An 11,206-nucleotide genomic window follows, 5' to 3' on the forward strand; every position below is an offset into this window, starting at 1 on the left:
AATGGCAAGTACTGCAGACATCAGAAACGGATTGTGTATTAAATTCAACCACGATATTTATAAAATTATTGAATTCCTTCACGTAAAGCCTGGAAAAGGACCAGCTTTCGTCAGAACAAAATTAAAAAGCTTGACTTCTGGTAAAGTTTTGGATAATACTTTTTCTGCGGGACATAAAATTGATACTATTCGTGTCGAAACTCATACGTTCCAATTTTTATATGCTGAAGGAGATGAATTTCACTTTATGAATGCTGAATCTTTCGAACAAATTTCTTTGAATAAAAATGTATTGGACGCTCCAGACTTATTAAAAGAAGGTACTAACGTAATGATTCAGATTAATACTGAAACTGACTTGCCGCTTTCTGTAGATATGCCAGCTTCAATCATTTTAGAAGTTACCTATGCAGAGCCAGGCGTTAAAGGAAATACGGCTACTAATGCAACAAAACCTGCAACTGTAGAAACGGGAGCATCTGTAAACGTTCCTTTGTTTATCAACGAAGGCGACAAAATTAAAATCGATACAGCTACAGGAGCCTATATGGAGCGCGTAAAAGAATAATTAATTGGTATATTTGGAAATGAGATAGCTTGGTAGTTATCTCATTTTCTTATTGCTATAATTTCTAATGAGACGACCAATATGAAATTCCCTAAAATACAAACGTTACAAGAAGTTGCCGAAATTATCGACAGCAAATATATTGGCGATCCAAATTTTGAGGTTCATGGGATGAACGAAATTCATGTCGTGGAACCTGGAGATATTGTCTTTGTCGATCATCCAAAATATTACGACAAAGCATTACAATCTGCGGCTACTATTATCTTGATCAATAAAGAAGTAGAATGTCCAGAAGGAAAAGCATTGTTGATTTCCGATGATCCGTTCAGGGATTTTAATACACTTACAAGGCATTTTAGGCCGTTTAGAGCTATAAATACTTCCATCTCTTTGAGTGCTACTATTGGCGAAGGAACCTATATCCAACCTAATTGTTTTATTGGAAACCATGTCAAGATTGGTAAAAATTGCATAATCCATTCCAATGTTTCTATTTACGACCATACGGTAATAGGCGATAACGTGATTATTCATGCTGGAACTACTTTGGGAGCCGATGCATTCTATTATAAAAAACGCCCAGAAGGATTTGATCAATTACTTTCTGGCGGAAGAGTTGTTATCGAAGATAATGTCGGAATTGGAGCGCTTTGTACAATTGACAAAGGAGTTACCGGCGATACGACTATAGGAGAAGGAACAAAAATAGACAATCAGGTGCATGTCGGACACGATACGGTAATAGGAAAAAGATGTCTTATCGCAGCACAGACAGGAATAGCGGGTTGTGTAAAGATTATGGATGAAGTAACTTTATGGGGACAAGTAGGCGTAATAAGCAGCATTACCATTGGAGAAAAAGCTGTTGTCATGGCCCAAAGTGGAGTTACAAAATCAATAGAAGGAGATAAGGTCTATTTCGGAACTCCTATCGATGAAGCTCGTGAAAAACTGAAGCAGTTCGCCAACGTCAAGAAAATACCAGAAATTCTCAATAAATTGAAACAATAATGACAGCAAAGGAAATCGTACAGAATTTTTATAAGTCAGATGCACTTTTAGATGAAAATATCATGGAATCTTCATTGCATCCTGAAGTTATTTTAGATTGGAATAGTTCGAAAGGCTTCTTGCAGATGAACCGATCTGAAATTCTGGCTTTGTCAGCAGAACTTCGCGTCGCTTATATAAGGTCAAAAATTAGGATTAGTCATATCTTAGAAGAAGGAAACCTCGTTTCTGTCCGATATTCTCACTATGTAAAGACATTTGAAAATCCAAGAGAAGAAATGCTTTTAGCCCATTTTATGGTAATCTGGGAAATAAAAGACAACAAACTCTACAGAGGATTCCAGATGAGCCAATTGTCTTGATTTCATTAAATATTTTCAGCCTAAAAACTTTCCCGTTAGGCTTCAAAACCTTACTTTTGCATCACCATTTCAAAAAATAAATTTAAAAAATATATTATGAGCGTTTTAGTCAATAAAGATTCTAAAATAATTGTTCAAGGTTTTACAGGAAGCGAAGGAACTTTTCACGCTTCTCAAATGATTGAATACGGAACAAACGTTGTAGGTGGAGTAACTCCAGGAAAAGGAGGAACGACACATTTAGATCGTCCGGTTTTCAACACGGTTAAAGATGCTGTTGACCAAGCTGGAGCTGACACAACAATTATTTTCGTACCGCCAGCCTTTGCTGCTGACGCAATTATGGAAGCTGCTGATGCAGGAATCAAAGTTATCATCACGATTACAGAAGGAATTCCTGTTGCAGATATGATCAAGGCTTACGCTTATATTCAAAATAAAGAATGTCGTCTAATCGGACCAAACTGCCCAGGTGTAATCACTCCAGGTGAAGCTAAAGTAGGTATCATGCCAGGCTTCGTCTTCAAAAAAGGTAACGTTGGTATCGTTTCTAAATCAGGAACTTTAACATATGAAGCAGCTGACCAAGTAGTAAAACAAGGTTTAGGAATTACTACAGCAATCGGTATCGGAGGAGATCCAATCATCGGAACTACTACAAAAGAAGCTGTTGAATTATTGATGAACGATCCAGAAACAGAATGTATCATCATGATTGGTGAAATCGGAGGGCAATTAGAAGCGGATGCTGCTAAATGGGTAAAAGCTGACGGTAACAGAAAACCAGTTGTTGGTTTTATCGCTGGTGAAACTGCTCCGAAAGGAAGAACAATGGGCCATGCTGGTGCTATTGTTGGTGGTGCTGACGATACAGCGGAAGCTAAAAAACGCATCATGAGAGAAAACGGAATCCACGTTGTTGACTCTCCGGCAGAAATTGGTAAAAAAGTAAAAGAAATTATGGGATAATTTTCCGTAAAACGATATAAAAAGCCTTGCAAAAACTGCAGGGCTTTTTTATTTATTGGAATTTTGTTTCTCTTTTTTAATATTTTACAATGTTTGATTTTTTTCATAAATTTAAAAGATGAAAAAAGCCTTTCCGCCATTAGTAAATCAAAATTCTAAAATCTTAATTCTCGGAACAATGCCAGGCGAAAAATCTTTGGAATTGCAAGAATATTATGGAAATAAAGGAAACAGTTTTTGGAAATTACTTTTTACATTATTTGACCAGCCTTTGCCAGCAACGTATACTGAAAAGAAACAATTATTAGAAGAAAACGACATTGCGCTTTGGGATGTTTTGGCCTACTGCGAAAGAACCGGAAGCCTTGATAGTAACATCAAGAACGAAAAAGCGAACGATTTTGAAAGCTTCTATAAAAAATATCCAAGTATCAAACATGTCTTTTTCTCCAGCAAAAATGCTTCTAACTTCTATGATAAATATGTAGGAAGAAGAAAAGACATACAATACATAATTCTTCCTTCGCCAAGCGGTGCTAATGCTTCTAAAAGTTTTATGCAGAAATTAAAAGAATGGGAAGAAATCATGGAAGCTTTGAATTAGCTCATTTTCCGAAAAAATCTTTTTTAATTAAATTTGTAATCTATTAGGAGTTTAAAAATTAATTTGTGACTGACAAAATTAACACCTTTACAACCGAAAGACTGAGTTTCTACCAGCGCTTTTCACTTACTTTACAATTGGTAAGTTTTAGTATTATTGTTTGTGTTGTTATAATGTTTTTTTCTAAGTATGACATGATAAAATTATTTTTAGCTTTAGGAATAATCTATCTTTTTATCACCCTATTGGTATCAATTCACAGATCAGTAACCTATATTTATGAAATTCAGATTGATGCTAACAAAATTAGTGTTTTAGGACAGCACTACAATAAAAATTGGATTACAGAAATTGAAATTGAAAATTTAGATATATTTATAAGAAAAAAATATACTAGAGTTAGTTGCTATTATTATTTAGTCATTAAGTCGCATGATAATAAAAAGTTTGTAGTGAATAAATTATTTAACTGGAATTATTTTATACTCTATAAATTATATGAGGAATTCAAGAAGGCTAAATCTGAAAAAATAAATTTTGAAGAAAAATACTTGCTAGAGGGTATTGAGAAAAAGGCGAAAGATGAATTCCAATGGAGAAATTAAATTTCCAGAAACTATAACCCATAATAATAAAAAAAATGTCAAACATAGATTTAATTATAGAAGAAAGACCACGCGATATCGGAGATTTTTTAGTCGGAAGATTATTGCCTTTTCGTAAAAAAAGAATGGTAGGACCGTTTATTTTCATTGACCATATGGGGCCTACAAAAATGGGACCTGAGCATTATATGGATGTCGGACAGCACCCGCACATTGGCTTGGCAACTCTAACTTTTTTGCTAGAAGGAGAAGTCATGCACAAAGACAGTATCGGAACAGAACAAAAAATTGCTCCAGGCTCCGTCAACTGGATGATTGCAGGAAATGGAGTAACGCATACAGAAAGAACTCCAGAAGAACTACGACACGGTTCAGAATATATGATGCACGGTTATCAGATCTGGGTGGCGCTGCCAAAAGACAAAGAAGATATGGAGCCTGAGTTCCATCATTTCGACAGAAATGATTTGCCGCGCTGGAAAGACGAAACAGCTGAATTTACTTTAGTAGCTGGAAAAGGCTACGGAAAAGAATCTCCTGTTCCGGTACATTCTGAATTGTTTATGGTTGAAATAAAAACTCAAGATGAATACTTGCTACATACTGAAGGTCAGTTGTTTGGTGAAATCGGTATTTGTGTTGTTGAAGGCGCCATTCAAGCCTGTGAACATCATGTAGAAAAAGGTAATATGCTCGTGTCAAAATTAGATGATGCTTGTTCAATGACGCTACTGCCAAATACACATATCATTCTATTTGGTGGTGAACCACTTCCGGAAGAGCGTTTTATTTACTGGAATTTTGTTTCTTCCAGCAACGAAAAATTAGAAGAAGCAAAAGAACGATGGAGGAAAAAGAGCTTTCCAAAAGTAAAAGGAGATGATAGTTATGTGGTGATGCCTGAAGTATAAAAAATAGTTTGGATATCCTTTAAGCTGGCACTTTATCAATTGATTAATTTTTTTGTCCATAATTGTTATAATTCATTTAAAATTCTATATTTACAATTATAATTATTCATTGGAGCCGAAAGACATGAGCTGTAAAAAATATGTCTTCATTTTGTGGAGCCGATTTTTAGCAAATCACAAGAATTGATACAAAAACTTTACAATTATAAACATATTTCATTTGATTTGTGGCTCACGCTTATCAAATCCAATCCTCAATTTAAGCTGGAAAGAAACCGCCTTTTCAAAGACTTTTTTAGAATAGAAAAGCCCTTGGAAGAAGTCAATGCTGTGATTCGCAAGTATGATATTCTTACAAATTACATCAATGAAAGAGTAGGGAAAAACTTCGACACCCTTGAAATTTACTTACTAATTTTAGATGCCTTAGGCGAAAATCTTGATAAGTATGAAATTGGAGAATTCAATACTTTTTACGATTTAAGTGAAGAATTGTTGATGCAACACAAACCAATCCTTTTAGATGAAAAACTGCCTCAATTATTAGAAAATCTAAAACTGGAAGGTAAGTCAATGAATATTTTAAGCAATACAGCATTTATAAAAGGAAAATCACTAAAAAAAATAATGAAACACTATGGAATGGACGATTTTTTTTCCTTCCAGATTTATTCCGATGAAGCTGGCGTTTCAAAACCAAACCAATTGATATATCAGATTGCTTACGATGAAATTGTAAAAATCAATGACATTTCAAAAAGCGAGATTATTCATGTAGGAGATAATAGAAATTCAGATTATGACGGTGCAAAAAACTTTGGTTTTCATGCACACTTAATCGTTTAATGATAATTGATGAATACAGATTACAGTTTACATAAAATTACGGAGAAAGAAAATTGTCCGTTTTCAGAAACAGATTACAGCAAATTTAAATTTGGAGATAATGCTATTGCTAAGAAATTTGCAAAAGCCTTATTCGATGGATTTATCGAAAAACATTCTGATTTGATATTGCAACATGACGAAATTGTTATTTTGCCAAGCCCATATCTTTCAATTCCAACCGCTTCAAATTGCTTGAGCTTTCATTTCAGAATATTCTTGAACAATTTCTTGTTTGAAAACAATAAAAAAGCACTCAAGGAATCAAAAATCTATAGAAATCAGACCTACGTAACAGATTATGGAAATTTAGACTATAGCGAAAGAGTGAAGCTTATTTCAAACGACACTTATTATATTGATAAGAATATAGTTGACGGAAAACTATGCCTATTTATGGATGACATAAAAATTACCGGAAGCCACGAATTCATCGTAAAGAAAATCTTGAAAGAATATAATGTCGATGGGCATTTCGTATTCATTTATTTCGCAGAACTTTTGAACAAAGACATTCATCCGAATATTGAAAATCACTATAATTATTTCTACGTAAAAAACGTAAACCAGATAATTTCACTGATAAACCAAAATTCATTTGAATACAATACCAGAATCGTAAAATATATTTTAAGACTGGATATAAATGATTTGATACTTTTATTGCAATCAATCCCCCAACACAGAATAGATACATTATTTGATCTAGCTGTCAGCAACAATTATCACACAATAGAAGAATATAAAGAAAATTTAAAATCAATAAACAAAAAAACAGCAGACTATGGCTATAAACTTGCAAAAAGGACAACGTGAAACGTTAAACGCACCTAAATTTACAATTGGATTAGGCTGGGATACCAATGCTTCATCAACAGGAGCGGCATTCGATTTGGATGCTTCTGTTTTTATTATGGGCGACAATAAAAAAATTCTTTCAGACGAGCACTTCGTATTTTATAATAATCTAAAATCGCCAGATGATGCTGTAGAGCATACAGGCGATAACTTGACTGGTGACGGTGACGGTGACGATGAGCAAATTTTGGTAGACTTATCTAAAATTGACGCAAGAGCTACTGAAATTTGTATTGTCGTAACAATTCACGATGCCGATGCTAGAAAACAAAATTTTGGACAAGTAAGAAACTCTTTCGTTCGTATTTTAGATTCTTCAAACAATAATGAGCTTGTTAAATACGAGCTAGAAGAAGATTTCTCAATTGAAACAGCTGTAGAATTCGGAAGAATCTACAAAAGAAACAACGAGTGGAAATTTGAAGCAGTTGGAGTAGGAATGAAAGGCGGCTTGCAAGATTATTTAAATAAATACAATTAATAAAAATGGCAATTAATTTAGAAAAAGGACAGAGAATCAATCTTGAAAAAAGTAATGGTTCAAAGCTTCAAAACATTTGTGTAGGTATCAACTGGGGTGCTATCGAGAAAAAAGGATTTTTCGGAGGCGTGACAAAAGAACCTGTAGATTTAGATGCCAGTTGTGCTGTCTATGACGAAAATAAAAGAAATATCGACACTGTAAGCTTCCGTAAATTAAAATCAAACGACAATGCTATCAAGCATAGTGGTGATGATTTGACAGGAGATATGAACGGGGATGACGGTCTGGACAACGAAGTAATTACTTTAGATTTAGCTCAATTGAATCCGTCTGCAAATCACGTAGCTTTCTTTATCAATAGTTTTAGAGGTCAAGATTTTAAAGATATTCCTTTTGCTTCAATTCGAATTTATGAAGGAACTCCAACTCGCGTAAACGAAGTTTTTGCAAAATATGATATCGCAAACGACAAAAATTTTGCAGGAAACGTATCTATGGTTTTAGGTGTTTTCTACAAAAGAAATGGCGAATGGAAATTCAGTGCTGTTGGCGCTCCAACAAAAGACAGAAAATTAGAAGAAACTGTTGTAACGATTCAACAAAATCATCTATAAAATAAATAGAAATGGAAAATAATCAATTAATTGTCCAAGAACAAAATGCCTTGATTGACAAGGACGGGAATGTTAATTTGGCTAATGCAACAGAATCAGATTTAAGCAATTACAGATCGCTTTCAACGCAATTGAATGAAAATGATGCGAATTCTATCTTAAATTTTGGTGCAGAAATACAAAATTCAATTTCAAAACAGAGTGATACTTTTTTGACGAATGTCAGAACCTATAATTCTGGCGAAGTCGGAACGTTAATCAACGATCTTTTGACAGAATTGAATTATGTTGACGTTGACCAATTAAACCAAAGTCCAGCGAAAAGATTTTTGTCTAAGATTCCCCTTTTAGGGAAACTAGTTACCGATGTAAAGAAACTTTTCCAGCAGTATGATAAAATTACGGTAAACGTAGAAAAAATCAGTAACAAGGTAAAAGCAGGGATGATTAATTCGGTTAAAGACAATTCTTCTTTACAGACCATGTTTGAAGGAAATGTGAACCTTATCAAGGAAATGGAAAAGCACATTATTGCTGGACAAATCCGTTTTAAGGAACTAAATGAAGAACTGGCCGTAATGGAAGCCAATAGCGCTCAATACCAAGATTACCAAATTTCTGACAAGAGAACGTTTATCAATAGATTAGACAAGCGTCTGGCGGATATGAAAATCGTACGATTTATTATGCTTCAGTCCCTGGCGCAAATTCGTGTGGTTCAAAATAATAATACTTCGATAGCAGAAAAAGCGCAGTCTATTTTGACAACCACAATGCCGGTTTGGAAAAACCAATTGACGTTAGCAGTTGCGCTTCAAAGACAAAAACAAAATATCGAAGTACAAAGAAGAGTGTCTGAAACGACTAATACGATCTTGCAGAAAAATGCTGAAATGTTGAAACAAAACAGCATCGAAGTAGCAAAAGAAAACGAGAATACAATCGTATCGCTTGAAACTTTGAAAATGACAACCAAATCTTTGATTGATACTTTGACAGAAGTGAAACAGATTCACGAGCAAGGTGCTGAAACAAGAAGACAATTGGATGCAGGACTTCAAAGCCTAGAAGCAGAATTGAAAAAAGGAGTTATAAATTAAGGAGAAATTTAGATGCATCAGGAAGATGATGAAACATTTATTCAGATAATCAACGAAAGCAAAAAGAAACTCCAGACATTAAAGATTTTATCCAATTTTTTTAATAATCCAGTTCTTATTGCGGTCTTGATACGCACAAAAGTCATTCACAATCTTTTTGAAAACAATAAAAATCTTGATATACACAAGCTAGATTTATTTCATATTCAATACACGAAAAGTCTCATTGACTTGTTTCAAAAATTGAAAAAATCAAAAGAGCAGAGCTATCTTTTGCTTTCTGATGAAATTTATATCAACGACGATTTTATATCAAAATTAAAATCTGAAATTGAAGCTGGATTTTTTTCTGATGTAGCTTTCAGCCACGCGAAAAATCTCTCGCTTAAGATTGAGCAATTGTATAAAATCTTTGCTTTTGACGATAGTATAAATTTCCGATGGAATGAAATCAACGAGTTTTCATCAAGAAGAGCTTCTGAATTTTATAGAGAAATTGGCAAAGAAAAATTCGAGCAGATTAGCTTGCATGAATCTGACCCAATTTATGAAAATTCACTTGTCAAGATTGAAAAAAAGCTTTTAGGCAAATTAAATATTCACAAATTCCGAATCAAGTTTGCTTGTGGAATTAAGCATGAAAATGAAATTGCCGAAGTGTATGAATTTATAGATTCAAACGATAAATTTATTTTTAATGTAAACGAAAAATCATTTTATTTTTTAAATGATGCCAATACAAAAGGAATAGATTTATCTAAAAACAAATCGGTGAAAGCCCAGATTATTGAAGATTTGCAGGCGAAAAATAACAGGTTGAAAGAACAGCAAGTAAACTTAAAAACACAACTACCAAAAGATGTAGAGCAAGTTTTAGAAAGTTATGCTGTAAAAATTTCAGATGTCGAGTTCTTGAACGATTTGCAAAATGTAGATGAACAGACAAATATTTTAAAAGCAATGTTAAACATAAATATTAATTCAAAATAATGGCAATTAATTTAGAAAAAGGACAACGTCAGGCAATTGACGCACCAAAATTTACAGTAGGTTTAGGTTGGGATAGCAATTCTAGCGCAACAGGAGAAGCTTTCGATTTGGATGCTTCAGTTTTTATTGTTGGAGCAAACGGAAAAATCTTGAGCGACAATCATTTTGTATACTATAATAACACAAAATCTCCTGATGAATCTGTAATCCACACAGGCGACAACCTTACTGGTGCAGGCGATGGTGATGATGAGCAGATTACTGTTGATTTGTCAAAAATCTCTCCAGACGCTGTAGAAATTTGTTTTGTGGTAACAATCCACCAAGCCGATACAAGAAGACAAAATTTTGGACAAATCAGAAACTCTTTCATTAGAATTATTGACAACACTAATACTGAATTAGTGAAATATGAGTTAGACGAAGATTTTTCTATAGAAACAGCAGTCGAATTCGGAAGAATTTACAAAAGAAATGGAGAATGGAAATTTGAAGCTGTTGGTTCAGGAATGAAAGGCGGTCTGCAAGATTTCCTAACCAAATACAACTAACCATTTAACCAACCAAAAACAAAATCAAATATGGCAATTAATCTTACTAAAGGACAAAAAATAGATCTTCGAAAAGATAACGGAGACACATTGACAAACTTTTGCATCGGTGTAAACTGGGGTGCAATCGAAACTAAAGGTTTCTTCGGATTGACAAAAAACGTACAGAACATCGATCTTGATTTGAGCTGTATTCTAATTGATGAAAACAATAACATCTGCGATCATTTATATTCTCCTTTGTATAGAGTAGAAGTATTACAGCAATTTGGTCTTCCAAAAGGAAAACTACTTACTTCAGATAATGCTATGAAACATACAGGAGATGATTTAGAAGGAGATAAAGGAGGAGATGACGGTATTGATAATGAAATTATTACTGTTGACCTTTCTAGAATCAATTCTAATGTTTCTCAAATTTTCTTCTTTTTGAATAACGCTGGAAGAGAAGATTTTTCTCAAATTCCTTATGCAAAAATCAGAATGTATGAAGGAACTCCAACAAGAGTAAACTCAGTTTTTGCTTCCTATAACGTTTCTGCAGAACCGCAATATACAGGAAAACAGTCCATCATCATGGCGAAATTATACAAGAGAAACGGTGAATGGAAATTTAGCGCTATTGGAGATCCAACAGAAGATACTTTCTTAGGACAGACGATCCATAAAATTGTAAAATCTTACCTGTAGT

General features: G+C 33.8%; 15 protein-coding genes. All 15 read left to right on the forward strand.

Annotation, left to right across the window (positions count from 1 at the left end):
• Nucleotide 1 precedes the first annotated feature (1 nt).
• Nucleotides 2-568: an elongation factor P gene (efp, locus tag OLM56_RS11870; RefSeq protein ID WP_121376994.1), complete on the forward strand. Its 567-nt coding sequence runs from the start codon at nt 2-4 to the stop codon at nt 566-568.
• 81 nt (nt 569-649) lie between these two features.
• A complete protein-coding gene (locus tag OLM56_RS11875; RefSeq protein ID WP_121376995.1) occupies nt 650-1,582 on the forward strand; it encodes a UDP-3-O-(3-hydroxymyristoyl)glucosamine N-acyltransferase in 933 nt (310 codons plus the stop codon).
• On the forward strand, nt 1,582-1,944 hold the full coding sequence (locus tag OLM56_RS11880) for a nuclear transport factor 2 family protein (protein ID WP_121376996.1): 363 nt from the start codon (nt 1,582-1,584) through the stop codon (nt 1,942-1,944). The genes OLM56_RS11875 and OLM56_RS11880 overlap by 1 nt, the downstream gene beginning before the upstream one ends.
• 96 nt (nt 1,945-2,040) lie before the next feature.
• A complete protein-coding gene (sucD, locus tag OLM56_RS11885; RefSeq protein ID WP_121376997.1) occupies nt 2,041-2,913 on the forward strand; it encodes a succinate--CoA ligase subunit alpha in 873 nt (290 codons plus the stop codon).
• A 118-nt stretch (nt 2,914-3,031) separates the two neighbouring features.
• On the forward strand, nt 3,032-3,517 hold the full coding sequence (locus tag OLM56_RS11890; RefSeq protein ID WP_264527106.1) for a DNA-deoxyinosine glycosylase: 486 nt from the start codon (nt 3,032-3,034) through the stop codon (nt 3,515-3,517).
• Between the two features lie 65 nt (nt 3,518-3,582).
• Nucleotides 3,583-4,122 (forward strand): hypothetical protein, encoded by a 540-nt coding sequence (locus tag OLM56_RS11895; RefSeq protein ID WP_264527107.1) that lies wholly within the window; start codon nt 3,583-3,585, stop codon nt 4,120-4,122.
• Between the two features lie 35 nt (nt 4,123-4,157).
• Entirely contained in the window at nt 4,158-5,033 is an 876-nt protein-coding gene (locus OLM56_RS11900; RefSeq protein WP_264527108.1) for a pirin family protein, read from the forward strand.
• Nucleotides 5,034-5,216: 183 nt separating this feature from the next.
• The gene (locus tag OLM56_RS11905) at nt 5,217-5,879 is read left to right on the forward strand and encodes an HAD family hydrolase (RefSeq protein ID WP_264527109.1); all 663 of its coding nucleotides are present in this window, start codon (nt 5,217-5,219) and stop codon (nt 5,877-5,879) included.
• Nucleotides 5,880-5,888: 9 nt separating this feature from the next.
• The gene (locus OLM56_RS11910) at nt 5,889-6,734 is read left to right on the forward strand and encodes a phosphoribosyltransferase family protein (RefSeq protein ID WP_182494481.1); all 846 of its coding nucleotides are present in this window, start codon (nt 5,889-5,891) and stop codon (nt 6,732-6,734) included.
• The gene (locus OLM56_RS11915; protein ID WP_264527110.1) at nt 6,703-7,257 is read left to right on the forward strand and encodes a TerD family protein; all 555 of its coding nucleotides are present in this window, start codon (nt 6,703-6,705) and stop codon (nt 7,255-7,257) included. Before OLM56_RS11910 ends, OLM56_RS11915 begins: the two co-directional genes overlap by 32 nt.
• Before the next feature lie 5 nt (nt 7,258-7,262).
• A complete protein-coding gene (locus OLM56_RS11920) occupies nt 7,263-7,874 on the forward strand; it encodes a TerD family protein (RefSeq protein ID WP_182494479.1) in 612 nt (203 codons plus the stop codon).
• Nucleotides 7,875-7,885: 11 nt separating this feature from the next.
• Nucleotides 7,886-8,974 carry a toxic anion resistance protein gene (locus tag OLM56_RS11925; RefSeq protein WP_264527111.1) on the forward strand — a complete coding sequence of 363 codons (1,089 nt, stop codon included), beginning with the start codon at nt 7,886-7,888 and terminating at the stop codon, nt 8,972-8,974.
• A 12-nt stretch (nt 8,975-8,986) separates the two neighbouring features.
• Nucleotides 8,987-9,964 carry a hypothetical protein gene (locus tag OLM56_RS11930; RefSeq protein WP_264527112.1) on the forward strand — a complete coding sequence of 326 codons (978 nt, stop codon included), beginning with the start codon at nt 8,987-8,989 and terminating at the stop codon, nt 9,962-9,964.
• On the forward strand, nt 9,964-10,515 hold the full coding sequence (locus OLM56_RS11935) for a TerD family protein (protein ID WP_264527113.1): 552 nt from the start codon (nt 9,964-9,966) through the stop codon (nt 10,513-10,515). Before OLM56_RS11930 ends, OLM56_RS11935 begins: the two co-directional genes overlap by 1 nt.
• Nucleotides 10,516-10,545: 30 nt before the next feature.
• Complete coding sequence (locus OLM56_RS11940; RefSeq protein ID WP_182494475.1) at nt 10,546-11,205, forward strand: TerD family protein; 660 nt, start codon at nt 10,546-10,548, stop codon at nt 11,203-11,205.
• The last annotated feature ends 1 nt before the right edge of the window (nt 11,206 follow it).

The sequence above is a fragment of the Flavobacterium sp. N2550 genome (assembly GCF_025947265.1).
In the GTDB taxonomy this organism is placed as follows: Bacteria; Bacteroidota; Bacteroidia; order Flavobacteriales; family Flavobacteriaceae; genus Flavobacterium; species Flavobacterium endophyticum.